The following is a 25,781-nucleotide window of genomic DNA, read 5'->3' as shown; positions in this document are numbered from 1 at the left end:
GCGTATAGGGTGTCTTTTCCTCCTCGTACAGCCGATAGATGAGTTCAAGCATTTCCCGAATGTCCCGCGACTCGTCGAGCATACGCGTGCTCATGATGATTGGGGAAACCAGAGTGGGGTCGTCCAGTTCCTTGTAACTCACATCGTCTCGCTTCAGGCCGTACACACTACTCGGAACGACAGAAATTCCTTCCCCCGCTGCGACGAGCCCTAGCGCAATCTGCAACTCTCGTACTTCATATATCCGGCGAGGCTTGAGACCGCGGTCTTCGAATGCCGACAGCACCTGGTCTGCATAATGGGCCGCGGCGCCTTAGGGAAAATAATCAGGGTCTCGTTGACCACGTCGCCAAGAGCGAGGACAGGCTTGGCGAGTGAGAGGGGATGGCCCTCCGGGAAGGCAACAATCATCTTCTCTTCGCGAAGGATCACCCGGCGGATGTTCGCGTCCTCATGACGAATACGGCCGAACCCGACATCAATCACACCGTCCTTCAGCGCTCTAATCTGGTCCATCGTCGACATCTCGTGGAGGCTGAGTTCGACTGTAGTGTTCTCGTCGCGGAAGCGCCGGATGATTTTGGGCAGCATTCCGTACAACGTCGAGCCCACAAAACCGATAGAGAGGCTGCGCTCAATGTTGCCCACGCGCCGCGTCATTGATTCGAGTTCGGACGTCTGGGCCAGCAATTGGACGGCATGAGCATAGAAGAACTTACCCGTCTCGGTTAGCTTCAATGGGCGCGAGTCGCGCTGGAATAGCTGCACCTCAAGAATCTCTTCAAGCTGCTGTATCTGACGGCTCAAAGGCGGTTGGGCCATGTTCAGTCGCTGTGCCGCCCGCGTGAAATTGCGTTCCTCGGCTACGGCGACGAAATAGCGAAGATGCCGCAGTTCCATTTCAATACCTCGTGGATATAGACCAATACTAAATCAGTGTTGGACGAGGCCTTCCGGCGTCGATTATTCTGCATTCACACTCTGTTTCAGCACCCATTATACCTCTCAGGCATATTCAAGCGGGCGCTAAACCAAGGGTTTACCCGATCAGAAAATAGAGATTCAGGAGCAGACATGAGCGTCAAAGTGTTCGATGCGAAGGAAGTGCAGGACCTGCTGAAGGCCGCTGCTAACGTTGGTAGCCAGGACGGCAATGCTCGCACTAAACAGATTGTCCATCGCCTGCTGAGCGATTTGTTCAAGGCCATCGACGACCTTGACATGACGCCTGACGAAATCTGGGCGGGCGTTCATTATTTCAACAAGCTCGGCCAGGACGGTGAAGCGGCGCTGCTTGTCGCTGGTCTGGGTCTGGAGAAGTATCTCGACATTCGCATGGATGCGGAGGACAAGGCGGCTGAAATCACTGGCGGCACGCCGCGTACCATCGAAGGTCCGCTGTATGTCGCCGGTGCGCCCGTGCGCGATGGCATATCGAAGATTGATATCAATCCGGACGAGGATGCCGGCCCGCTGGTCATCCGCGGCGCGGTAACCGGTCCAGATGGCAAGCCCGTCGCAGGGGCGGTGGTCGAATGTTGGCACGCCAACTCGAAAGGCTTCTATTCGCACTTCGACCCGACCGGCGCGCAGAGCGAGTTCAACCTGCGCGGAGCGGTCAGCACCGGTCCCGACGGCAAATACGAGTTCCGTACGCTCATGCCGGTCGGTTATGGCTGCCCGCCGGATGGCGCGACCCAACAATTGTTGAACGTGCTCGCCCGCCATGGCGACCGCCCAGCGCATGTGCACTTCTTCGTCACCACCGACAAGTACCGCAAGCTGACGACACAAATCAACATTGAGGGCGACCCGTTGATTTGGGACGACTTTGCCTACGCCACCCGCGAGGATTTGATTCCCCATGTGGTCGAAAAGACGGGCGGCACTGCGCTGGGCATGAAAGCCGATACGTATAAGGAAATCGAGTTCAACATCGAGTTGACTCCGCTGGTTCAGGGCAAGGATAACCAGGTCGTCCATCGCCTGCGTGCGTCTGCTACCGCCTGACCGCTGAACGCGGCTGCTACGTCGTACCACTGCTGCCGCTCAACTCTTCGCAAGAATCTTTCGACACCGATGCGTGTGCTCCATAACCTGGAGCACACGTAGGGAGAGCACTCATGTCTGCAATTATCGACAAAGCCTCGCAACTGGATGAACTGCTGCATACCGCCGTTCAGGACGACAAGCAAAACGGTGTATTCCGTTGCCGCCGCGACATCTTCACGAACACTGACTTGTTCGAGCTCGAGATGAAGCACATTTTCGAGAGCAACTGGGTATATCTGGCGCATGAAAGCCAGATTCCCAACAACAACGACTACTACACCACCTGGATTGGCCGCCAGCCTGTAGTGGTAACTCGCGACAAAAGCGGCGAACTGCACGCGGTCATCAATGCCTGCGCGCATAAGGGCGCGATGCTGTGCCGTAAAAAGCATGGCAACAAAGGCACCTTCACTTGTCCTTTCCACGGCTGGAGCTTCGCCAACACCGGTAAGCTGCTGAAAGTGAAAGATGTGAAGACCACCGAATACCCGGTGCAATTCAATACCAACGGCTCGCATGACCTGAAAAAAGTCGCACGCTTCCAGAGCTATCGCGGCTTCCTGTTCGGCAGCCTCAACGCGGACGCGATTCCACTGGAGGACTACCTCGGCGAGACCAGGGTCATCATCGACCAGATCGTTGACCAGGCCCCGGACGGGCTGGAAGTGTTGCGCGGCAATTCATCGTACGTCTACGACGGTAACTGGAAGATGCAGATGGAGAACGGCTGCGACGGCTACCACGTCAGCACCGTGCACTGGAACTACGCTGCGACGATGGACCGGCGCAAGGTCGAGGGCACCAAGGCCGTGGATGCGAACAGCTGGAGCAAGTCGGTAGCCGGAGTGTACGGGTTCGACCATGGCCACATCCTGTTGTGGACCAAGACGATGAACCCGGAAGTGCGACCGGTCTATCAATACCGCGACGAAATCAAGGCACGCGTCGGCGAAGCGAAGGCGGATTTCATCGTCAACCAGACCCGGAACCTTTGCCTGTATCCCAACGTGTTCCTGATGGACCAGTTCAGCACGCAGATTCGCGTGGTACGGCCTATCAGCGTAGACAAGACCGAAGTCAGCATCTTTTGCTTCGCCCCTAAGGGTGAAAGCGCAGCCGACCGGGCTACCCGCATTCGCCAATACGAGGATTTCTTTAACGTCTCGGGTATGGGCACCGCGGATGACCTCGAAGAGTTTCGCGCCTGCCAGGCTGGCTATGCCGGCACCACCGCGTTGTGGAACGACCTTTCGCGCGGAGCGCCGTTGTGGGTCGAAGGTCCCGACGCAAATGCGAAAAGTATGGGCCTGAAGCCGCGCATCTCAGGCGAACGAAGCGAAGACGAAGGACTGTTTGTGTGTCAACACGAATACTGGGTACACCAGATGCGCGACGCACTCAAAAAGGAACAAGGGGAGGCCCTGGCATGAGCTTCGATTACCAGAAAATTTGCGCCGTGCTGTTCCGCGAAGCGCGCCTGCTCGACGACCGAACATGGGACGAGTGGCTTGCCTGCTATACCGAGGATGTCACTTACTGGATGCCGGCGTGGGATGACGACGACCGGCTCACCGACGACCACGAGAGTCAGATTTCGCTGATGTATTACCCGGACCGTGGCGGCCTGGAAGACCGGGTGTTCCGCATCAAGACCGAACGCAGTAGTGCCTCGATGCCTGAACCGCGAACCAGTCACAACGTCACCAATGTGGAAGTGCTGGCCGAGCGTGAGAACGAAGTGGACGTGCGCTACAACTTCAACACGCTCAGCCACCGCTACAAAACCACTGACCAGTTTTTCGGCACGATGTTTGTCACTTTGCGCAAAGTCAATGATGAACTATTGATTTCCTACAAGCGCATTGTGTTGAAGGACGACTACATCCGCCAGGTGCTCGACGTTTATCACGTCTGATGTCGAGCGTCAGCGGAAATCAGAAGTACAGGAGGCAAGATGTCCAGCTACAACATTGCACTGAATTTCGAAGACGGCGTGACCCGCTTCGTCACATGCAAGGCGGGCGAGAAGGTGCTTGATGCCGCCTTTCGCGCCAAGATTAACCTGCCGATGGATTGCTCTGACGGCGTGTGCGGTACCTGCAAGTGCCGCGCCGAGAGCGGAAGCTACGACCTTGGCGACGATTACATCGAAGATGCGCTGACCGAGGATGAGAAGGAGAGCGGCCTCGTCCTGACCTGCCAGATGGTGCCAGAAAGCGATTGTGTCATTGCGGTGCCGGCATCTTCCACTGCATGCAAGACTGAGCAAAGCAAGTTCGCTGCAACAGTAATAAAGGTAGAAGCACACCACGATGCGGCCATCGTGCTCGAACTGGATGTTGATGCGACCGCGCCGGTATTCCTGCCGGGCCAGTATATCAACATTGATGTTCCTGGCAGCGGTCAACACCGCTCGTACTCTTTTTCGTCGGCGCCGGGTGAATCGAAAATCAGCTTCCTGATTAAGAAAATTCCCGGTGGCGTGATGAGCACCTGGCTCGAATCCGCACAGGCAGGCAACAAAGTGGAGCTGACCGGGCCGCTCGGCAGCTTTTATCTGCGGGCCGTAGAGCGGCCGTTGCTGTTCCTCGCCGGCGGCACCGGCCTGGCACCGTTTCTGTCGATGCTCGAAGTGCTGGCTCGCGCGAATTCGCAGCAGAAAGTTCACCTGATTTATGGCGTAACGCGAGACCTCGACCTCGTGCAGGTCGATGCAATCGACGCGTACGTGGCGAAGTTGCCGAACTTCACTTACAGCACCGTCGTGGCCGAAACGGATTCCACGCATCCACGCAAGGGTTGGGTGACGCAACACATGCCGGCCGAGGCTGTAAATGATGGCAACTTGGACGTGTACCTGTGCGGGCCGCCGCCGATGGTCGATGCGGTGCGCAAGCATTTCGACGATAACGGCGTGAAGCCCAACAGCTTCCACTACGAGAAGTTCACTCCTAACGCAGCACCGAGGACCGCATGAGCGCGCAACGATTTGCCGGCAAGGTCATGGTGGTCACCGGTGCCGCGCAGGGCATTGGTCGCGCGGTAGCGCTTCGCGCAGCCGCCGAAGGCGGCAAGGTGCTGTTCGTCGACCGCGCCGACTTCGTCTCCGAAGTTGCCGCCGAAGCGAGTGGCGCGGACACAGCCGGGTTTGTCGCCGACCTTGAGACGTACGAAGGCGCGGCGTCGGCGATGGCCTTTGCCGCGCGCAAGTTCGGCGGCATCGACATACTAATCAATGGCGTCGGTGGCGCGATTCGCATGCGTCCATTCGCTGAGTTCGAACCTGAGCAGATTGACGCGGAAATTCGCCGTTCACTCATGCCCACGCTGTATGCCTGCCATGCTGTGTTGCCGCACCTGCTCAAGCGTGGCGGTGGCACCATCGTCAACGTCTCCTCGAATGCCACGCGCGGTATCCGCCGCGTACCGTATTCGGCGGCCAAGGGCGGTGTCAACGCGATTACGCAGTCACTGGCGATGGAGTACGCGGAACACAACATCCGTGTGGTCGCCACCGCGCCGGGCGGGACCGACGCACCTCCGCGACGCGTCCCTCGCAATACCGCCGGCGACAGCGAGCAGGAAAAGGTCTGGATGGGCGACGCGGTGAAGCAGGTCACTGAATCGGCATTTTTCAAGCGTTACGGAAGCATCGACGAACAGGTCGCGCCGATTCTGTTCCTCGCTTCAGACGAGGCAAGCTATATCACGGGCACTGTGTTGCCAGTAGCCGGTGGTGACACAGGCTGACCCATGAATTCCTCGAGCCAACCTCGCAGAGACGCCTCCGGGTCAGTGCCAAGGCGGGTATCCACGGCTTCATGATGTCGCTTGCTCACGAAGTGGCGACCAAGGGCATCACGGTGAATACGGTTTCACCCGGGTACGTCGGAACCGATATGGTTCGTGCCGTACGTCCCGAAGTATTGGATGCAATCGTCCAGAGCATTCCTGTGCGTCGGCTAGGCGAGGCGTCGGAGATTTGCCTCTATTGTCTCGTGGCTTGCGAGTGACGAAGCGGGCTTCGCTATTGGGGCAGACTTCTCGCTGAACGGTGGCTTGCACATGGGTTAAGAATCGCCCCGGAGCAAAAAGGCAGGGCCCGAAAGGTCATGGCTCTACATGAATGAACGCCGTACGAGGCGGCCCCTCGTGCACAACCAATCCAATCGTCCGTCGACGGAGAACCAACATGAGTTCACCCTGCATCATCACCGTAGCGATCACCGGCTCCGTGCCGCGCAAGAAGGACAATCCTGCCGTGCCGATCTCGATCTCCGAGCAGATCGAGAGCACACACGAAGCCTTCGAAGCGGGCGCAACGCTCGTTCATCTGCATGTCCGCGACGAACAGGAAAATTCGAGTTCCGATCGCACTCGCTTCGCCAAACTCCAGGAAGGTATCCACCAGCATTGCCCGGGGATGATCGTGCAGTTTTCGACTGGCGGTCGCGGGCGCTCCTTCGAGCAGCGCGGCGCGATGCTCGATCTGCGCCCGGACATGGCGTCGCTCGCCTCGGGATCGGTGAATTTCCCCACCACGGTGTACGAGAATCCCCCCGACTTCGTGCGCTCGCTCGCGGCTTCGATGCTCGAACACGACGTGAAGCCGGAAATCGAAGTCTTCGATCTGGCCATGCTGTACAGCACGGTCGATCTCGTCGAGCAAGGTCTGCTCAAGGCGCCGGTGCATGTTCAGTTCGTGATGGGCGTCAAGAATGCGCTGCCTGCGCGCCGCGAAATTCTCGAGTTCGAAGTGCAACAGCTCAGCGAACTCCTGCCCGACGCGACCTGGACCGCCGCCGGTATCGGCCGCCACCAGCTCGAAGTCAACCACTGGACCCTGCAGATGGGCGGACACTGCCGCACCGGTCTTGAAGACAACGTCCGCTGGGACAAGGACACCCTCGCGGCCAGCAACGCGCAACTGGTCGCACGCGTTGCCGCGCTTTGTGCCGAGTACGGGCGTCCTGTCGCGAGTGCTGCGCAAGCGCGTAAGCTGTTGGGTTTGAGCCCGATGTGAGTGCATCAGACAAGCGCCTTCGGGCACCTTCCCGATACATGGAAACAACCTCAATGCTTCCCTCGGCTGTGGTGCAAAACCGTCAATGATGACGCGCGCATGGAGCAGGTCGGCGAGTGAACGCAGCACGTCGGATGCCGGGGCGGTCCCGCTGACATCGCGAATGAAATCGGTCTAGTCGACGGGAATCAGTCCGCGCGACTGGTCTGGAAGCGGCAGCAGGAGATGTGGTCGGCCAGCGCGTTGCCCTCGACTGATAATCTGGAGGCGCAGGCCTTCGAATGGATGGCCTGCTCGTGTGATGACGACCAATTCAGGAACGTCGTGGGATGGGGTAGTCTGTCGTGACTTCCTTCGATGCTGCGATCACGATACGATCGGGACTGTGCCCGACCGTGGAATCCGTCGTACGGCCTATCCCCGCAGTAATTGTGGATACTTTGTGACAACTTCTCGGATGAAATCCCAAACCACTCGGATACGTCGCGTTCTGAAAAGATCTTCCGGCGCGGCCAGCCAGAGAGTTCGCGTGATTTGTGGCTGGTCGGGAAACAAATTGACCAGATCCGGCCGACCTGCCGCGACGTATGGAGTCAGGAGTGCGATTCCCAAACCCGCTGCAACCGCTTCTCGTTGCGCGAGCACGCTCGTAGAGGTGAACCTTCTTCTCGGCTCTGAAACCAGTTCATCGAGAATACGATAGCGCTCGCTCAGAGAACCATCGTGAACGTAGTCAACCAAGTCGTGATTTCCTATGTCTGATAGTTCGTGAATCGGAGCGTTCGAGTCTAGGTAGGTCCGAGAACTATAGAAAAAGTAGTCAACTTCTGCGAGTCGGGCAACTATATAGCGCCCTATCTGTGGCGGCTCCAAGGTTACAAGGATCTCAACCTCTCGAGTAACTAAACTGGGAAACTGTGGTTGTGCCATGAGTTCCACATGGAGGTCAGGTTGTTGAGCGTTGAGTTCAACGATGCTGGGGGCCAAGACATGGATGCCGAAAGCCTCCGGCGTTCCAACCCTGACGGTTCCGTACACCACGGAGGACTGGTTCATATGTTCCTCGAGCGCACCCAGCAAGGCATTCTCCATGCGTTCCGCGTGAGGGACCAACGCCTTCCCGGCATCGGTGAGATAAAAGCCGTTGCGTCGCCGATCAAACAACACTGAACCAAGAGACTGCTCCAGCCGGTTGATCCGACGCGACACGGTTGAATGCTCAACTCCTAGCCTTTCTCCCGCTGAAGAGACTTTTCCGGTCCGCGCGACTTCAAGGAAGAATCGAAAATCGGTCCACTCGGGCTCATTCATAATTTCCGCTGATGCGTTTGCGAATGCTCGTTACAGATTACCTAATGACGGAGAAAGCGCAATCATCGTACTCTCTAAACGAGCTGGCTCATTTCGATGTTGGACTACTCCACGCGAAGTAGACTGTCAGGTGACACGAACTCTCCGAGGCCTTGCAGATCTTTCCTTACGGCTTTGAACTGGCCATGCTTGCATGGCAACGTCTGCGATCGCTTTCAGCTTTTGCGGGCCAGCTCCGTCTCGTGCCTGGACGGCCATTCCGCGGGTCACGGCGCTGTAGAAGGCAGCGAGGGCGGGCACATCGGTGTCAGACGGTAGATCGCCGTCTTTGACGCCCTTGCGCAACCGCTGCGCCATCATATCTTCAGCGTCTGCGCGGTGTCCGGCCATCATCTCACGAATAGAAGTGAATTCGGAGGGCAGATGAGTTCCAGCCAGAGAGATCATGCAGCCCGACGGGTGGCTCTGTCGAGTGAATTCCACGGCGGTAGCATCGAGAAGCTCCTTGAATGCTTCTCGCGTGTCGGCCGGGCCGAACAGTCTGCCAGCGAACCAGACTTCGGACATGCTCAGGTATGCGTCAGTCGCTTCCTTGTACAACTGCTCCTTGCTGCCGAACGAGTTATAGAAGCTCGAAGGGCTGATCCCCATGGCCCGGATCAGCTGGTCGAAGGAGGTTCCTTCGTACCCTTGCTCCCAGAAGAGCTTCATGGCCCGGTTCAGAGCTTCCGTGCGATCAAAGGTCGAGGGCCTGCCGCGACTGCGCCGGGGTTGCGTATCATTTGTTGTAGCCATAGCTCCATAAGTCGTTGACATGCTGTAGAGGCGAGCCTATTATGCCATAAAGGAGTGATCGCTCCAATATTACGGAGAAACGCGGTTGGAAGGATGAGCTTCGCGGTGCGCTTGCGCACAAGTGTCTGGTTGGCGCTCGATGGTGTCGGCGGTCCGCTTGCGCGACGCAGCAAGCGTCCTCGCTCGAGGTGGAGCGGCTGTAACTTACCGCTTCTTGGGAGGAGCTACGACGGATGTCCGTTCCATCGCTTCTCAAGCGCTGAGCAGCAAAGGGACATCGTTGTTCAAACGGCAATTCGAACCCGTGATGCCGTGCAATGCGGAGTTGGCCAAGGCGCTCGAGTTCCCACGCACGCCGCTCAAGCTGTGCTCATTCAACTGACTAGGCTGTTCTCCCAAGTACCGTGCTCCTGGACGAGCATGGCTTCGTTGACTTACGTTGCCGCTGAGGTGTCGAAATGAAGATTGGTTTTATTGGAGCCGGTGCTGTAGCGCAGTCCATCGCCAGGAGTGCCATTCAAGCAGGACATGAGGTTGTCTTGAGCGCTCGTCGTGGGCCGCAGGCTTTGGGCGATATCGTGGCCCGACTCGGTCCAAAGGCTTCTGCTGATGCAGTCCAGGAGGTGGCCCAGCTCGAGTTGGTCATGCTCGCTGTTCCATGGCCTCAAGTCCCGTCGGCCTTGGAAGGCCTGCCCAATTGGGACGACCGCATTCTGGTGGATACCACTAACCCTTTCACGCAGGTCGAGCCTGAGCTCGTCTTGGCGGATTTAGGAGGCACGGGCGCTAGCGAGATCGTTGCGGCACACGCGCCAGGGGCTCGTGTGGTCAAGGCGTTCAACGCCATCCGCATGGAGCATTACGACAAGGGCCCGAAGTTTCATGACGGAAAGCGCGTCATCTTCGTCTCCGGTGACGACATGGACGCGAAGACGGCGGTGATCGGACTCGTCGAGGAGTTTGGCTATGCGTCGGTAGATCTTGGTGGTCTGGTTTCGGGCGGTCGCATGCAGCAAGCCGGTGGTCCGATTGCTGGCCGCGACTGGGTCGTAGCTCCATAAGCGCTCGAACTCCTGAGGATTCGCTGCAACAGATCGAAATCGGGAAGCTCGCTTCGATGTCACGGGGCGCGCTCCCGGTCAACACGAACGCCTTCGCGATCCAGTCCGCGAAAACAGTGAGCTCGGCGTTCAGGTGTCGATTCTCGGGGTAGGCTAGGGTGGCGCCGATATCTTGGCCGCTTCCAGTCGATCAGCGCCGTGCGCGGCTTTCGGTTGACCAGGCGTGGCGCGAAACGCGGCACGGTTTCGGTCGGAAATACATAAAGAAGTCAGGAACTAGACAATGGGGACGCGCCGAAACGCATGCCGCGATGGTTGCGCCATTCGCGTTCAGCGTCGTCCGTATCTTTGTGGTCAGATCGGCCTCAACATCGTGGCCCGCTCGATCCGAGTGGACAACGACGAGCGTCGAAGCCGGAATCCAAATCAGCTCGACGCTGCGGAGCCACTCGTCATTTTACCGCTCACAGACGCCGCGCTGGGCGTCGAGCCATATGCCTTGTCTTTCGTAATCTGAACGTTGTGCTCCGCCACCAGCGTCTGGGTGCTTTGCCCACGTTGCGAGGCGGGCGCGCCATCGGCAGGCGCGTAATGGGGGGCGAGTCCGTAGCCGCCTGCAAAGGCAGGAGCAGAAACAGCGGCAGCAGCGAGCGCAACGATCAAACAAAGCGCTGATATTTATGTCACGTCAATAGCAGGGTAACGCCCCACGAATCGTTGGCGAAAATTGGAGGCGGCAACATAAATTCGGGCGCAACATAGCCGGAGTTTTAACGTGATTGTCATGGTAAGCCGTCCGCAAACCTTGGTGAATATCGCCAGAGGAATCTCCCCAAACCGTGATTCGGATCACGGCATAGGCGCGCCGCATCTTGAATCGGGCCGGCCATTCGCCCGGCAAAGCTCACCGCTTGGTCGGCTAATTTGCCGAGTGTGGCATCCACTACGTCTTCGCGCCGCGCTTGCGCTTCGCAGTCGATTCGTCGTTCGCGAACAGTTCGGCGAGCCAGTCGATGAACACGCGAGCTTTCGCACTCAGGTGCCGATTTGGCTGATAGGCAACAAAAACGGGAACGGGATCCGATACCCAGTCGCTCAGGACGGCTTCGAGTGCGCCGTTTTGAAGATGTGTTGTGGCGGAAAACGTCAACGCATGGACGACGCTGAGACCGGCAAGGCCAATAGTCAGACATGCCATGATGTCGTTGGCGGTCAGTCCGCGCCGATTCTGCACTTCCACGCGTTCACGATCTTTCATCACCACAATCGGAAAGGGCCGATTGGTTCGCGAGGCGATGGTTCGGATGACGACGTGGCCATTCTCAAGGTCCGAAGGATGCGAAGGCCGTCCGTGCTTGTCCCAGTACGCCGGCGTCGCGCACAGGATTTGTCTGACGGCGCCGATCTGTCGCGCGACGAGTGATTGATCGAAGATTTCCCCCGCGCGCACGACGCAGTCGACATTCTCTGCAATGAGGTCAACCGGACGATCGCTGATCCCGAATTCAAACTCGATATCCGGATAACGCTCGACGAACGCCGGTAACGCGGGAAGTATCACTGACAGAGCTAATGGCACGGGCAGATCGACGCGCAAGCGCCCTCGCGGGTTGGTCTTCGCGCGCGACATCGTGCCCTCAAGCTCCGCGAGATCGCTCATCAACTGTAGCGCACGCTCGTAGTACGCGGCGCCATCCGCTGTCGTCGAAACCTTGCGCGTCGTACGGTTGAGCAGCTTCGTGCCCAGTTCGACTTCGAGTGACGCGATCAGACGGCTGACGGCCGTCTTCGGTAAGTCGAGCACCTGTGCAGCCTTGGTGAAGGTGCCGCTTTCGACCACCCGAATGAACGCCTGCATGGCGTGAAACTTGTCCACGGTCTGACTCCTCGCTGTCCCATCCCAGCCTGCTCGATTGTTTCACTGAAGAAACAATGTGGAATCGTAGCAGCGATTTATCCCCTTGCACGTTCTCGGTATCGTTCACCCATCGCCACACGAACTTCAACGGCGCCTCGAACGGACCAAGCGGTCATTCGTCCTGCTTTCGCAGTTGCGCCGGAGTTCATCTTGAACAGAGAATATCCATGTCTATCGCTACAGAAACACATGCCTCGGACCGCCCGAAAGCGGTGGTTATCGGAGTCGGGCCGGAGCAAGGGCTCGGCGCGGGCCTGTCTCGCCGATTCGCCGCAGAGGGGCGTCATGTCCTCATCGCGGGGCGCACCGAAGCGAAGATCGAACGGGTACGCGAAAGCATTGTCGAGGCGGGCGGCTCAGCGAGCACGGTCGTCATGGACGTGACCCGCGAAGCGGATGTGATCCGCTTGTTCGACCTCGCAATGCAGGCAGACGAACATGGCGGCAGTGCCGACCTCATTGCCTACAACGCAGGCAACAACCAGCCTCTGGATCTGCGGACGATGGAAGCGGACGTCTTCGAATCGTTCTGGCGGCTCAACTGTTTTGGCGGGTTTCTCGTGGGTCGCGAGGCCGCACGCCGCTTTGCGCCCCTCGGCCGCGGGTCGATTCTTTTCAGCGGAGCGACGGGCGCGCTTCGAGGCATGCCGAACTTCGCTCACTTCGCGTCGAGCAAGGCCGGCTTGCGCATGCTCGCTCAAAGCATGGCGCGCGAATTCGGCCCGCTCGGCCTGCACGTCGCCCATGTCGTGATCGACGGTGGCATCGACGGAGAACGGGTGCATACGCGCTTCGCTGAGCATGTCAAGCAGAAGGGCCTTGACGGATTGCTCGATATTGACGCTATTGCCGATGCATTCTGGTCGCTTCACCGCCAGCACCGTTCGGCGTGGACGCACGAGCTCGATCTGCGTCCCTTCAAAGAAGCGTTCTAAACGATCGCGAACCCCAACACAGTCAATTTCGAGGAGTCGACAATGAAACTTATCGGTCCATGGTTTTCCGGCTATACCCCGTCGGGTCGGCATCACGCTAAAGCTGCTCGGCATACCGTTCGAGCATCTGCCCTATCACGCCTATGAGCAGCAGGATCTTATCCGTCCGTACAGCCCGATGGTGAAGGTGCCGGCGTTGGCACTCGACGACGGCACGGTTCTGTACGACAGCACAGCCATCATCGAATATTTTCACGAAGAAGTCGGAGAGGAACGCGCATTGCTCGCGCCTTCTGGCGTGAATCGGCGCGACGCTTTGCAGTTAATCGGCATCGCATCCGCGATCTACGGAAAGCTCAGCGATATGTATGACGAGTCGATCCGACCGCCTGAGCATCAGATCGCCACGATCGTCGAATCGCTGCGCAAGCAGGCCTTGGCGGGATTTCAGATGCTCGAGTCGAGGGCCGGTAATGGCTGGCTGGTGGGCGACGCGCTGTCTCAAGCCGATGTGATGGTCGTGATCACCTGGCAGTCCGCGTCATTGGCGTTTATGCCCGACGTCGTTCATCCGGCTGCTTTTCCCAAGCTTGCCCGATTGGCCGCGCGCGCGATGGAAATGGACGCGTTCTTCAGTACGCTACCTTTCAAGGGATAGTGACAGCGTGCGCGGAGAGGACGGCGCGACGCTTGCGAATCGACGCGGTGTGGTACCGCTCCGTGGGCGGCCGATCGCCGGTATATCGGGCGTATGATTCGTGCGCACGCTCGCGGCTTCGGCCGCGATTGCAGAAGTACATCCTATCCGCGCGTCCGGGCCCGCTGTTCTAGCGCAAGCGTCTGAAGATCCCTCTCGGTCGTTCCTAATTATCGCCCTGCCAATGGCGTCGCCTTCATCAGACGTCTATACGGGCACGGTCGGACGGTTACGTTCATCCGCCAGGTCTTCCATCTGCCGTTACGCCAGACCAAAGGCTTCATGAAATCGCTTGGCTGCCTAGTTGGTTTCACGCGCTGTTCTGGATCACCGGCCCCACGCTCAAGTGGTCATTCCACCGCACAAGACGGCGGTTCTTTCAGGCGCTGGCGATAACCTGTGTGCAGCGCAGCGTCAGACGCGCAGTGCGCCGGGCCATCTTGCGATGTGCCGGCAACTCCAGTTCGATCTCGCCCAGCGGTGCGCTCGCCGTCACGGTGTCCCAGGGATAACGCTCGGGATGCGCAATGCAGCGGTCACATGCCGCGCGAATGAGCCAGTCCATACCTGCAGGCCGTTCGGCCGCGAATACTTCATAGACGTCACTTTCGCGGTCGCCCACACCCACCATCCGCGTATCGGGACAACGCGCCTTGAGGGCGGGCAGGTGGTTCAGACCTTCCACACATTTGACGCTCTCGCTGTCGCTGGAGTCGCGCTTTGCACGCTCACGTTTTTTGCCCAGATCGACATCAGCCCGAACCTGGGTCTTCATGCCCAGCACGCTGAGCGGCAGTATCCGTCAGCGCATCCCGTCTTGAACGCACGTAAGCGCGACGCGAAGGTGTTGTCATCGTAACGACGGAGCAATGCGATGGACGACGCAGCTGGCGAGGCTATTGTACTGACGGGCGCGCGATTGAGAAGTTGCGGTCGTATCCGGCCAATCGCGCGCACGAACTGTTGCCGCTCGCCCGTTAAATGCCTTCACATTCATGGACATTCTCGACTCGCTTCGGCAGGCACCCAGCGCCGAGCTGAGTCGCCTCTATCTCGCCATCGGAAAAATGCTCGATGACCCCAGACGCACGCCAGCGTTTGCACCTCGGAATGGCTATTAGTTGTATCGCCGACAACCCACTGGCCACCGCCATTGCAGGGAACCGTTGTCGAGCTTCGGCAAACCCAAGCGGTCGTTCAGGACAATACGAGCCGGCGCCGCGGGGCGCTACCGTACACAGCGATCGTTCCCGGTAGCGTAGCCCCGATTCATCATGAACCGGCACCGCCACCGCGCGCACAACGCGAAGAGTTTTTCGTCGGCGACACCGTTGGTTTCACCGACAAATACCTGAGCGAACGTGTCGGCACCATTGTCAGGCTGAACTCGAAAACAGCGTCGATTGCCGTGACAGACTCCAAACGACACTGGCGTGTCTCATACGGCCCGCTACGCAAAATCGTCGACATCTAACCGACCCGGCGGCAACGGGATTCGCTGACGGATACGTGGCGCCGGTCACGCCGCACTCTTCAGCGGGGACAACCGTTTGCCCTGCAAAGACAGCCTGCTTCTGCAGATTTGTGCACCTTCGATCGGTTAAGCCTATCCCGTGTGTGGGACGGCGGGATTTTTGGGTTAATCGTGCTTTACGACGTCATAGCGAACCCATAGTCTGCGTCCATGACCTGTGGTAGGAAAACTGCGCGCCGCGAGCCGGCCGGCGTCCTATCACAAATGATTGCCCATTACCCGTCGCGATGAAGATGAGGAAAAGTGGACCGACTCAAAGCGATGCGAGTGTTAGCGAAAGTCGTGGAATCCAGCGTCCCGACGTCGGAAATGACCTTTGTGGGCGAAGGTAAGGAGATTCATGTGAGCTTGCGTTCCGGGCTAATCGTCGGCGACCAGGAAGCCTAATTAGCATATGACATACCGGGTGGGGACATGCTCCGGGGCCAACCTTCATGTCGGCTTCAAGCCTTCGCTCGCGAAGGCTAGCGGAAGTGCCGATCGCCTTTTCGCCATAGGTCAAATATTTGTCGAATGGGCTGCCCAGCGATTCGAGCAGTCCCCAATCCTGATTGATACAGCGAACCTACTACCTAGCGCGCGCTGGATGATTTGCGCGTTGCCGTCTGGTTTGTTCGGCTGGTGTGAATTGTGTCCTGGATTATAACCATTTATCTGATTGCCGATTTCGACCACAATCCACCCTATCGAAACATCCGGGAAGGCACCAGGCCTGAAAGGTATGAAATCCAATGTCGAACAGGCGGTCGAAATTCAGGACGTGGATCTGGACGGCCACGCGCAGGCTATCCGTTTGCGTACATATCGTCTCCCAATCAAGCGCGGCGCCGTGCCCGTCATCTTCTTCTTTCACGGCGGCGCTTTTGTTAAGGGGGCGCCAGAGCAGGCCGACACGATTTGCTCACAACTGGCTACCGAAGTCCAGGCTCTGGTGATATCCGTGGGTTACTCGCTGGCGCCGGAATTTCCATTCCCTGCCGCGCTTTGCGACGGATACTGCGCTGCGCAGTGGGTTGTGACCAACGCGCGTCTACTTTCCGCAGACGTAAAACGTATGGCTGTGGCTGGACACGACGCGGGCGGCAATCTGGCAGCGGGCCTGGCGGCCATGGTTCGAGACCAGGCCGTCTTCCGGTTTTCGGCCCAGGCGCTTCTTGCGCCACTGCTCGATCCGAGCATGACGCGCATCGCCGATCTGGGTAGCGATATAAATCCAGATATGTATGCAGAAGAGTGTGCGTCTGGCTACAGGGCATATCTGCCGTTCGTGTCTAACCGGCTGCATCCGTACGCCGCACCGATCGAGTCCCGCCGCCTGAAGGGACTGCCTGCTGCATTCATTGCCAGCGCGGAGAACGACCTGATGCACGTTGAAGCAGAGAAGTACGCTGCAGAACTGATTTCCGCAGGCGTACCCACGACGGTTACGCGCTACGGGAAGGTCGCGCACAACGAACTGGCGTCACGACAGGAGGTACTCGCTGACGTTGCCGCCTTCTTCAACAGGATATTTGGCGCGACTTCAGTGCGATCCTGATCCTGATTCATATCACCTGTAAATGGGAGTTTGAAATGCCTCTCAAGCGTAAGCTGGTTATCTCCAGCGCGATTTCCCTGGCGGTCATCGCCGGCGTCGGCGCGATGTATCACATGTACGGTGGCACTCCCGTCACCGAAGCTGCCGCCGCTGTAGCGCCGCCTGCCGCGGACGTTGACGTCGCGACTGTTGTCTCGCGGTCCATCACCGACTATCAGGAGTACTCAGGTCGAATCGAGGCCATCAACGATGTACAGATTCGGCCGCTCGTTTCAGGAACGATCGTCGCCGTCCATTTCCAGGACGGCGCGATGGTCAAGAAGGGAGACCTGCTTTTTACCATCGACCCGCGTCCGTATCAGGCGGAGGTCGATCGGGCAGCAGCGCAACTCGCTTCGGCGGAGTCCCGCAGCGGATACGCCTCGACTGATTGGGAGCGTGCCCAGCGACTGCTGACCGACAATGCAATCGCCAAGCGCGACTATGACGAGGCGCAGAATGCAAACCGTGAAGCCGTTGCAGCTGTGAAGGCCGCGAAAGCAGCCCTTGAAGCGGCACAGATCAATCTGGGCTACACAGCGATTGTGGCGCCCGTGTCCGGGCGTGTCTCTCGCGCGTTACTGACAGTTGGAAACGTGGTTTCTATAGGGGCAAACGCTCCCGTGATGACGACCTTGGTTTCAACGTCACCTATCTACGCGTCGTTTGACGTCGACGAGCGGACGTACCTGCGTTTTCTCAGCCACGACTCGAAGGTGACGGTTCCGACCTGGATTGGGCTGGCCAACGAGACGGGCTATTCCCGGCAGGGCGTGATCGATTCAGTGGACAACCGGCTTGACACCAGTTCCGGGACGATTCGTGTGCGCGCGCGTTTTGACAACGCGGACGGCGTGCTTGTACCGGGGCTCTACGTTCGGGCTCGCGTTGGTGGTGGCGCGCCGCATCAAGCAGTGCTGGTCAGCGACGCAGCTATCCAGACCGATCAGGAAAAGAAGTTCGTGCTGCTGGTGGATAAGGAAGACAAGGTTCAGTACCGGGAAGTGAAGCTGGGTGACCAGCATCGTGGCCTGCGCGTCATCGCCAGCGGGCTGCAGCCGGGCGACCGCATCGTTGTGAACGGTATGCAGCGAGTCCGTCCGGGCGACCCCGTCAAGCCGAACATCGTTCAGATGTCGGGCGACGCCGCCTCCGAGACCGGCGCTTCCTGAGTGCACACGATCCAGAATGCCCCTCATGCCTAGCCAGAGACTGTCATGAACCTCTCCAAATTTTTTATTGATCGGCCGATCTTCGCGGCCGTCCTGTCAGCAGTGATCCTGCTGGCGGGCCTGATCGCGATGGTCAATTTGCCCATCTCGGAATATCCGAGCGTCGTGCCGCCGTCCGTCGTGGTGACGGCGCAATATCCCGGCGCGAACCCCAAGGTGATCGCCGCGACGGTTGCTTCGCCGCTTGAAGAACAGATCAACGGCGTCGAGAACATGCTGTACATGCAGTCGCAGGCCAATAGCGACGGCACCCTCACGTTGACGGTCACGTTCAAGCTCGGGACGAATCCCGACCTCGCGCAGCAGCAGGTCGAGACCCGGGTGAACCAGGCGTTGCCGCGCCTGCCCGAGGACGTGCAACGCCTCGGCGTCACGACGGTCAAGTCGTCGCCGACGCTCACGATGGTCGTCCACCTGGTTTCGCCGAGCGAGAAATACAACGGCAACTATCTCCGGAACTATGCGCTGATCAACGTGCGTGACCGTCTGGAGCGGATTCCCGGTGTCGGTCAGGTCACCCTGTGGGGTTCCGGCGACTACTCGATGCGTGTCTGGCTCGACCCGAAGAAGGTGGCCGAGCACAACATGACCGCCAACGACGTCGTGGCGGCGATTCGGGATCAGAACCTCCAGGTGGCGGCCGGCCAGATCGGAGGGGCTCCGTCTACGTCGGATGCACCGCTGCAGCTCAACGTGAATGCAATGGGCCGGCTCGAGACGGAAGACCAGTTCCGCGACATCGTGCTGAAGACATCACCCGATGGTGCCGTGACGCGGCTCAAGGACGTCGCACGCGTCGAAATGGGCGCATCCGAATACGCGCGCCGTTCGCTGTTGAGCAACAAGCAGGCGGTCGCGATGGCGATCTTCGAGCTGCCTGGCGCGAACTCGCTGGATATTTCGGCGCACGTGCGGCAGACAATGAAGGAACTCCAGGCCGATATGCCGGAAGGTGTGAAGTACGACATCGTCTATGACCCGACGCAGTTCGTGCGCGCCAGTATCCATGCGGTGATTCACACGCTGCTGGAAGCTATCGCACTGGTCGTGCTGGTGGTCATCGTATTTCTGCAATCGTGGCGCGCGTCGGTCATACCGCTGATCGCCGTACCCGTTTCCATTGTCGGGACGTTCTCGCTGATGCTCGCGTTCGGTTTCTCGATCAATGCGCTGTCGCTGTTCGGCATGGTGCTGGCGATCGGCATCGTGGTCGACGATGCGATCGTGGTGGTGGAGAACGTCGAACGCAACATCGCCACGGGCTTGTCTCCGAAGGAGGCCACCTACGAGGCGATGCAGGAAGTGAGCGGGCCGATTATCGCGATCGCGTTGACGCTGGTCGCCGTGTTCGTGCCGCTCGCGTTCATGAGCGGCCTGACAGGCCAGTTCTACAAGCAGTTCGCGATGACCATCGCCATCTCGACGGTGATTTCCGCGTTCAACTCGCTTACGCTTTCACCGGCTCTTTCTGCTCTTCTGCTCAAAGGGCATCACGATCCGAAGGATTGGCTCTCGCGGGCCATGGATAAGGTGTTGGGACCGTTCTTCAACGGATTCAACAAGGTATTTCATCGCGGCTCTGAGTCATACAGCCGAGGGGTATCCAAGGTTGTCAACCGCAAGGTAGTCATTCTCGGCATCTATGCAGTGTTGCTGGGGCTGACCGTGCTGATGGGCAAGATCGTGCCGGGCGGGTTCGTTCCCGTGCAGGACAAGCAGTACCTGGTCGGTATCGTGCAACTGCCCAACGGTGCGTCGCTCGACCGGACTGAAGAGGTGGTGCGACAAGTCGGGGACATTGCCTTGAAGACGCCAGGCGTCGCGGCAGCCGTCCAGTTTCCGGGGCTGTCGGTCAACGGCTTCACCAACTCGTCGAGCTCGGCGGTCATCTTCTTCGGCGAAACGCCGTTCGAAGAGCGTAAAGGCAAGTCGCTGTCGGGTCTGGCCATTGCGGGGGAACTGAACAAGCGGCTCTCCGGGGTCAAGGGCGCGTTCGTCGCGGTGTTCCCGCCGCCGCCAGTTCTCGGCCTGGGCACGCTGGGCGGTTTCAAGCTGCAGATCGAAGACCAGCACGACGCGGGTTATGCGGCGCTCGACAACTCGACCCAGGCGTTCCTCAAGGAGGTGGCGAAAGCGCCCGAGCTCGGACCGGCGTTCTCCACGTATCAGATCAACGTGCCGCAGGTGAATGTTGATGTCGATCGCGTCAAGGCCAAGCAGCTCGGCGTGTCCGTGAACGATATCTTCAGCACGATGCAGGTCTATCTCGGCTCGTTCTACGTCAACGACTTCAACCGTTTCGGTCGTGTCTTTCAGGTGCGGGTGCAGGCGGATGCACCGTTCCGTGCGCATACGGAAGACGTCGGATTGCTGAAGACGCGCAACGACAAGGGCGAGATGGTGCCGCTGTCGACCCTTGTGAAGGTCACGCCGACTTACGGTCCCGACTCGGTAGTCCGGTACAACGGCTTCACCTCCGCCGATATCAACGGCGGTCCCGCGCCGGGTTACTCGTCGGGGCAGGCGCAGGCCGCGATCGATCGGATTGCCGCTAAGACGTTGCCGCGCGGGATGAAGTTCGAGTGGACCGACCTGACGTATCAGCAGATTCTGGCTGGCAATGCGGCGCTCTGGGTGTTCCCGATCAGCGTGCTGCTCGTCTACATGGTATTGGCAGCGATGTATGAAAGCCTGACATTGCCTCTGGCCATTCTGATGATTGTTCCTATGAGTGTGCTTTCAGCATTGCTCGGCGTTTGGTTGACTCACGGGGATAACAACATATTCACGCAGATTGGCCTCATGGTGCTTGTCGGGTTGTCCGCGAAGAACGCGATTCTCATTGTCGAGTTCGCCCGCGAGCTGGAGATGGAGGGGCGCTCGATTGTCCAGGCTGCCATTGAGGCCAGCCGGCTGCGTTTGCGACCGATCCTGATGACGTCTTTCGCGTTCATCATGGGCGTGGTGCCGCTGGTCGTTTCAGGTGGCGCAGGTTCGGAGATGCGTCATGCCATAGGTATCGCCGTGTTCTTCGGGATGCTTGGGGTGACTTTGTTCGGGCTGCTGCTTACGCCCGTCTTCTATGTTGTTCTGCGAAAGCTCGCCGGGACAGAGCACATCGTGGACAAGCACGGACATCACCCGCACGTTCGCGGTGTCGATGCCACGGTCGAATCGTGAGGTCACCATGTCGACAATTACAGTGAAACGTGTTCTCCTGGGTTCGCTGACGCTCCTGAGCGCGGCACTTCTGACAGCTGGCTGTTCGCTGGCTCCGGAGTACAAGGTCCCGAGCGTGGGCGACTCCACCGCTTTCAAGGAGGCGCCGGCTACAACGGCCACGGCTGAAACAGAAGGCGAGTTGGGTACCTGGAAGGTCGCGCAGCCGTCTGACCAGATTCCCCGAGGGAAGTGGTGGGTGATTTTTGACGACTCCACCCTTAACGACCTCGAAGAGCAGGCGCTTTCTGCAAACCAGAAGCTGGCTGCAGCGGCGGCGCGGGTCAAGGAGGCCCGTGCCCTTCAGCAGGTCTCCCGAGCGAACCTTTTCCCGACTGTAGGCGCCGGCTTCGGGCCAACCAGAGAAAAGGTGACTTCGGCCTCACAGTTCCAGCCGGACGGTGGAGACGTACCAGCCCAGACCCTGTGGCGTGCGCAAGCGACGGCGAGTTACGAGGCGGACCTTTTCGGTCGGGTGTCGGATGCGGTCAAAGCGAGTGCTGCAGAAAGCGAGGAATCGCAGGCGCTCTTGCGCTCCGTGCAGCTTTCGCTTCAGGCTGACGTTGCGGCAAACTATTTCAAGGTCCGCGAGCTGGACGCGGAACTGCAGGTCTATGCGCAGAACGTTTCGCTTCGTGAACAGCAGCTAAAGCTTGTGCAGTCGAAGTTCGCGAATGGTGATATTGCCGAACTCGACGTAGCGAGAGCGCGATCCGAGTTGGCAACTGCGCGCTCCGATGAGATGACAGCGCAAAGGCAGAGGGCAACCGCTGAGCATAGCCTTGCGGTTCTTCTGGGCAAGGCTCCCTCAGAGTTTTCGATGGCTTCGAACCCGTTGAAACCGGTGCTGATTCGGATTCCGCCGGGGTTGCCGTCTGCGCTGCTCGAGCGACGGCCAGATATTGCCGCCGCTGAGCGCGCGACGGCTGCGGCAAATGCTCGAATTGGTGTCGCCAAGGCGGCCTACTTCCCGTCGCTGTCGATCACTGGTAATGCAGGGTTCGAGTCAGCGACGCTGGGAGACCTCTTCAAATGGTCCAGTCGGGCATTTCTGCTCGGTCCTCTGGCTGGCACTGCGTTGACAGTACCCATTTTCGACGGGGGCCGTCGCAAAGGAAACCTGGCGAACGCTCGGGCGGTGTTCGATGAGGACGCTGCGAACTACCGTCAACAGGTACTTCAGGCGTTCCAGGAGGTCGAGGACAACCTGTCGGACCTGCGGATTCTTGAGCAGCAAACTCAGACCGAGAACGAGGCAGTGCAAGCATCGCAGCGTGCCGCAGAAATTTCGCAAACCCAGTACAAGGACGGCGCCGTCAATTATCTCGACGTGATTGACGCCGAACGTACGGTACTTCAGTCGCAAACGACGGCTGTCCAGCTTTCCGGAGTTCAGGCGGCTGCTACCGTGAACCTTATTCGCGCACTGGGCGGTGGATGGGGTGATGCGGTAACCGTCGGATCCGCCGATTCGCAACAGCAGACCAAGTAGGTTCAGTGTTGAGCGTGTGCGCGGGTGTATCAAGCATGCATAGCGCACATGAAGTTTTTAATCAGGAGATACTATGTCATCAGATCAGAAAGAAGCTGCAAGTGTGCGCGTTTTCAATGCGATTGAGCATGCGGAATACGGCAACCCCACTTCGGTCTTGCGCCTTGTAGAGCGTCCGATGTCCGAGGTTGAACCTGGGCCGCACGATGCACTTGTACGCGTCTCAAAGCGCCCAATCCATCCGGGAGACCTCCTGATGATTGCCGGCGACAAACGCGGCGGAAGGGCGACCCCGATCCCGGCGGGAGCGCCACGTACGCCAGGTTTTGAAGGCGTTGGCGTGATCGAAAAGCTTGGGAGCAATGCCGCGCATCAAGGGCAGTTTGCTGTTGGGCAAAGAGTGATGTTCCTTTCCGGGACGGGGCGAACATGGGCAACGTATTCAAAGGTTCCTGTCGCTACTCTGGTCGCAGTTCCGGACGAAGTGAGCGACGCAGTAGCGGCACAGTTTCTCATCAACACCATGACCGCTCAGGTCGTGCTTCACGCCGGACACAACGCCTTACCGGTCCCCGAATTGCCCGTTACGGTAATCCAGACGGCGGCAGGCTCATCGGTGATGCGGATCGTGACGGCCTTTGGACAGAAGATCGGCCTGACTATGATTCGACTTGTCCGGACAAAGGAGGGCGCCGCACTTCTTGAGGCGTCTTTGCCAGGCGCGCCGGTGATTGCGACAGAGACGAGCGAGTGGAAGGAACAGGTGCGCTCCGCGATTGGGTCCAGCCCTGTCCACGTTATCTTCGACGCGGTCGGCGGAGCGATGGTTGATGACCTCGTTTCGTTCCTCTCAGACGGCGGCACGTTCGTCAACTTTGGCTGGCTGAGCAAAGGCGCGTCGGATCTGTCTGAATTTGCACCGAGAGGGTTGGCGTTTAAAGGCGTGGTCTTTACCAAATGGATGAACTTCTCTTTGGAGGAGCAGAAGCAACATCGCGACACGGCCATTCAGCTCGCTAAAGAAGCTCCTCACGTTTTCGCGATCGCGGGCGAGTATCCTCTTGCCGATTTCAGAAAAGCAATTGACCATGCGAGTGGACCACGCAAATCGGGGATGGTGCTTCTGACAAGCTAGGCCGGACCATAGCTCGATGCGATCGGCGGGCCGCATGGCCCGCCAGAACTTGTCGCATGAATGTCGGAGCTTGCCATCGCCGACATGAAAGGTCAGCCGCCAAGCGCGGGGTGCACGCCTAATCATGGCGTTGAACCACGCAAAGGTGGTGGACTTCTCAGTGGGGCCAACCGTTGGCGCACGGCGACGCGGTTCATTTGTTTCGGGCGGCGACGTTCAGGCGAAACGGCTCGTCGAATGAACACTCGACCAGGCAGGCTATACGGTCATTGACTTGGGCTGACTCGAGGAGGGCGACTGAGTTCAGCTTGTTCGCGATTCGCTCGCGAGGTTGAACTTCGGCCACTTTCTAGCATTGGTGTCTTCGACGGCGAGCGGCCGAAACCTCTGTCAAGGAATTCCTTCTATTTTCGACTGCGCTTCGTCGAAAGCAACTCGAGGACTTTCGTCAAAGTACCATCTAAAATCTGCTTCGAGAGTTTTGGGTCGGAGACAGCACGGGAGAGCGTAATTGAGCCGACACATGCACTGAATATGAGCGCGGCTTCCGAACGCTTGCTTGCATTGTCTTCCGCAGGGAGTGCCTTCGATATCTGCTCAAGAATGCGCCTGACACGGGTTGTGTAGATTTCGCGGGTCTCGTCTGTACTGCGGCTCATGTCGTTGGCCAGCGCCGAAATCGGGCAGCCGGTTGTGACAGTATCGCGGTGTGCTTCTGAAATATAGGTCCGCATCGCCTGGCGCGGGGCTGTCGCAATTGATGCTTCCCATGGGTCGCTGTCACGCAGCGCATGCTCGAAAGCCTCAGCGACCAGCTCTTCCCGGGATGAAAAATGCCTATAAAAACCACCAACGGTCAAGCCAGCTTCCTTCATCAGGTCAGCTATGCTGATGCCCTCGATTCCGTGCTCGCGGAAACGCTTGGCGGCGACGTCGACAATACGCTGATGCGTGGCGATCTTGTCAGCTTGAGAATGTCCCATTATCTCGGCTCGATGCTTCAGGAGCTGCATTGTAATCCTCAATGGAACAAAAGTCATTGAATTCGCTGAATTCCTGCGCCGATCACACTGTTTTGGGGCAACGGTTCAATGACCGACAAACACCTGCCATTTGATGACAATCAAGCAAGGTGTTGGGCGCGTGGAACTTACCTACATGAATCATGAATTGACACCCGATGGGTACTGCCTCCTGTTCAACCGGGCGGCGCGCGCCATATCACGACTTTATAATCACCATTTGATATGCGCTTCACTGACCGTTGGCCAGTATTGCATCTTGGCCACTGTTTTGAAGAGCGGCCCCATCACGCTGCGTGACCTCGGCGACGCACTTGTCATCGAGCGTTCAGCTTTGCTAAGAGCTTTGAAGCCATTGTCGACTGTTCGGCTACTCCAGTCGACTGCAGACCTCTCCAACCAACGTCGGATTCTTGTTGAAATAACTTTTAGTGGAGAAGACAGAGTGCGGCTCGCGGCATCGGGTATTCGTGCTGCGGGACTGGAAATAGAAGGGCGATACGGGAAAATTGCAAATGCAAGCGTTGGGGACATCTTGCCGTGTTTTGCTGGTGAGACAGGATTAGCGATTGAAGCAAAGTGAGGTCTTGGCTTACCACCTAGAGCGCAACTCACCTTGTTACTGACCTTTGGCGATGCGCTCTGGGGTGTCGTAGCCAGAAGGACTGGAGGACGTGGGCGCAAATGGGTGGCCTAGCCGACACCTCGCTCCCGGGCTCTCGCATCCTTCACCCGTGGCATGAGCGGCCTTTGGCTGTCAAGCACTTATGGTAGGAACC

At 58.7% G+C, this 25,781-nt stretch carries 20 protein-coding genes and 2 pseudogenes; 16 read left to right on the top strand and 6 right to left on the bottom strand.

Annotated elements, in window-relative coordinates:
• Positions 1–900 (bottom strand): annotated as a pseudogene (locus GNZ13_RS33450) (LysR family transcriptional regulator); the annotation flags it as partial.
• Positions 901–1,074: 174 nt separating this feature from the next.
• Here GNZ13_RS33450 and catA point away from each other — a divergent pair.
• The 7 genes and pseudogenes from catA (at position 1,075) to GNZ13_RS33415 (ending at position 7,075) form a co-directional block, all read left to right on the top strand.
• Complete coding sequence (catA, locus tag GNZ13_RS33445; protein ID WP_172172514.1) at positions 1,075–2,010, top strand: catechol 1,2-dioxygenase; 936 nt, start codon at positions 1,075–1,077, stop codon at positions 2,008–2,010.
• A 113-nt stretch (positions 2,011–2,123) separates the two neighbouring features.
• Positions 2,124–3,482, top strand: a complete 1,359-nt coding sequence (locus GNZ13_RS33440) for a Rieske 2Fe-2S domain-containing protein (protein ID WP_172172512.1) — start codon at positions 2,124–2,126, stop codon at positions 3,480–3,482.
• Positions 3,479–3,967, top strand: coding sequence for a benzoate 1,2-dioxygenase small subunit (gene benB, locus GNZ13_RS33435; protein WP_172172510.1), 489 nt, complete (start codon positions 3,479–3,481; stop codon positions 3,965–3,967). The genes GNZ13_RS33440 and benB overlap by 4 nt, the downstream gene beginning before the upstream one ends.
• Before the next feature lie 39 nt (positions 3,968–4,006).
• A complete protein-coding gene (gene benC / locus GNZ13_RS33430) occupies positions 4,007–5,029 on the top strand; it encodes a benzoate 1,2-dioxygenase electron transfer component BenC (protein WP_172172508.1) in 1,023 nt (340 codons plus the stop codon).
• Positions 5,026–5,802, top strand: coding sequence for a benzoate diol dehydrogenase BenD (gene benD, locus GNZ13_RS33425; protein WP_172172506.1), 777 nt, complete (start codon positions 5,026–5,028; stop codon positions 5,800–5,802). The genes benC and benD overlap by 4 nt, the downstream gene beginning before the upstream one ends.
• 44 nt (positions 5,803–5,846) lie before the next feature.
• A pseudogene (locus tag GNZ13_RS33420) lies at positions 5,847–6,126 on the top strand (SDR family oxidoreductase); the annotation flags it as partial.
• A gap of 118 nt (positions 6,127–6,244) precedes the next feature.
• Complete coding sequence (locus GNZ13_RS33415; protein ID WP_172172504.1) at positions 6,245–7,075, top strand: BKACE family enzyme; 831 nt, start codon at positions 6,245–6,247, stop codon at positions 7,073–7,075.
• Between the two features lie 414 nt (positions 7,076–7,489).
• Here GNZ13_RS33415 and GNZ13_RS33410 read toward each other — a convergent pair whose 3' ends face one another.
• Together GNZ13_RS33410 and GNZ13_RS33405 are read right to left on the bottom strand one after the other, a co-directional pair.
• Positions 7,490–8,386 carry a LysR family transcriptional regulator gene (locus tag GNZ13_RS33410; protein ID WP_172172502.1) on the bottom strand — a complete coding sequence of 299 codons (897 nt, stop codon included), beginning with the start codon at positions 8,384–8,386 and terminating at the stop codon, positions 7,490–7,492.
• 126 nt (positions 8,387–8,512) lie between these two features.
• The gene (locus tag GNZ13_RS33405) at positions 8,513–9,097 is read right to left on the bottom strand and encodes a TetR/AcrR family transcriptional regulator (protein WP_172172500.1); all 585 of its coding nucleotides are present in this window, start codon (positions 9,095–9,097) and stop codon (positions 8,513–8,515) included.
• Positions 9,098–9,639: 542 nt separating this feature from the next.
• Between GNZ13_RS33405 and GNZ13_RS33400 the strand changes: the two genes are divergently transcribed.
• Positions 9,640–10,242 (top strand): NADPH-dependent F420 reductase, encoded by a 603-nt coding sequence (locus GNZ13_RS33400; protein ID WP_172172498.1) that lies wholly within the window; start codon positions 9,640–9,642, stop codon positions 10,240–10,242.
• 943 nt (positions 10,243–11,185) lie between these two features.
• Here GNZ13_RS33400 and GNZ13_RS33395 read toward each other — a convergent pair.
• Complete coding sequence (locus GNZ13_RS33395; protein WP_172172496.1) at positions 11,186–12,118, bottom strand: LysR family transcriptional regulator; 933 nt, start codon at positions 12,116–12,118, stop codon at positions 11,186–11,188.
• 209 nt (positions 12,119–12,327) lie between these two features.
• On the opposite strand from GNZ13_RS33395, the gene GNZ13_RS33390 reads away from it, so the two are divergent.
• Together GNZ13_RS33390 and GNZ13_RS33385 are read left to right on the top strand one after the other, a co-directional pair.
• Positions 12,328–13,095 carry an SDR family NAD(P)-dependent oxidoreductase gene (locus GNZ13_RS33390; RefSeq protein WP_172172494.1) on the top strand — a complete coding sequence of 256 codons (768 nt, stop codon included), beginning with the start codon at positions 12,328–12,330 and terminating at the stop codon, positions 13,093–13,095.
• 73 nt (positions 13,096–13,168) lie between these two features.
• Positions 13,169–13,753 (top strand): glutathione S-transferase family protein, encoded by a 585-nt coding sequence (locus GNZ13_RS33385; protein ID WP_328807338.1) that lies wholly within the window; start codon positions 13,169–13,171, stop codon positions 13,751–13,753.
• Between the two features lie 418 nt (positions 13,754–14,171).
• Here the strand turns inward: GNZ13_RS33385 and GNZ13_RS33380 are convergent, their stop codons facing one another.
• Positions 14,172–14,567 (bottom strand): hypothetical protein, encoded by a 396-nt coding sequence (locus GNZ13_RS33380; RefSeq protein WP_172172492.1) that lies wholly within the window; start codon positions 14,565–14,567, stop codon positions 14,172–14,174.
• A 1,480-nt stretch (positions 14,568–16,047) separates the two neighbouring features.
• Between GNZ13_RS33380 and GNZ13_RS33375 the strand changes: the two genes are divergently transcribed.
• From GNZ13_RS33375 to GNZ13_RS33355, 5 genes are all read left to right on the top strand, one after another.
• Positions 16,048–16,863 carry an alpha/beta hydrolase gene (locus GNZ13_RS33375; protein ID WP_172172490.1) on the top strand — a complete coding sequence of 272 codons (816 nt, stop codon included), beginning with the start codon at positions 16,048–16,050 and terminating at the stop codon, positions 16,861–16,863.
• A gap of 104 nt (positions 16,864–16,967) precedes the next feature.
• Positions 16,968–18,074: an efflux RND transporter periplasmic adaptor subunit gene (locus GNZ13_RS33370; protein ID WP_407945680.1), complete on the top strand. Its 1,107-nt coding sequence runs from the start codon at positions 16,968–16,970 to the stop codon at positions 18,072–18,074.
• 45 nt (positions 18,075–18,119) lie between these two features.
• Positions 18,120–21,314, top strand: a complete 3,195-nt coding sequence (locus GNZ13_RS33365; protein ID WP_172172486.1) for an efflux RND transporter permease subunit — start codon at positions 18,120–18,122, stop codon at positions 21,312–21,314.
• Between the two features lie 7 nt (positions 21,315–21,321).
• The gene (locus GNZ13_RS33360; protein WP_172172484.1) at positions 21,322–22,845 is read left to right on the top strand and encodes an efflux transporter outer membrane subunit; all 1,524 of its coding nucleotides are present in this window, start codon (positions 21,322–21,324) and stop codon (positions 22,843–22,845) included.
• Between the two features lie 73 nt (positions 22,846–22,918).
• Positions 22,919–23,980 (top strand): zinc-binding dehydrogenase, encoded by a 1,062-nt coding sequence (locus tag GNZ13_RS33355; RefSeq protein WP_172172482.1) that lies wholly within the window; start codon positions 22,919–22,921, stop codon positions 23,978–23,980.
• A gap of 404 nt (positions 23,981–24,384) precedes the next feature.
• Here the strand turns inward: GNZ13_RS33355 and GNZ13_RS33350 are convergent, their stop codons facing one another.
• A complete protein-coding gene (locus GNZ13_RS33350) occupies positions 24,385–24,993 on the bottom strand; it encodes a TetR/AcrR family transcriptional regulator (RefSeq protein ID WP_236002306.1) in 609 nt (202 codons plus the stop codon).
• 130 nt (positions 24,994–25,123) lie between these two features.
• Between GNZ13_RS33350 and GNZ13_RS33345 the strand changes: the two genes are divergently transcribed.
• Positions 25,124–25,585 (top strand): MarR family winged helix-turn-helix transcriptional regulator, encoded by a 462-nt coding sequence (locus GNZ13_RS33345; RefSeq protein WP_172172480.1) that lies wholly within the window; start codon positions 25,124–25,126, stop codon positions 25,583–25,585.
• The last annotated feature ends 196 nt before the right edge of the window (positions 25,586–25,781 follow it).

Source organism: Paraburkholderia elongata, from assembly GCF_013177735.1.
Lineage (GTDB): Bacteria > Pseudomonadota > Gammaproteobacteria > Burkholderiales > Burkholderiaceae > Paraburkholderia > Paraburkholderia elongata.
Note: the sequence above shows the minus strand (reverse complement) of the source record. Positions and strands in the feature narration are given on the sequence as shown.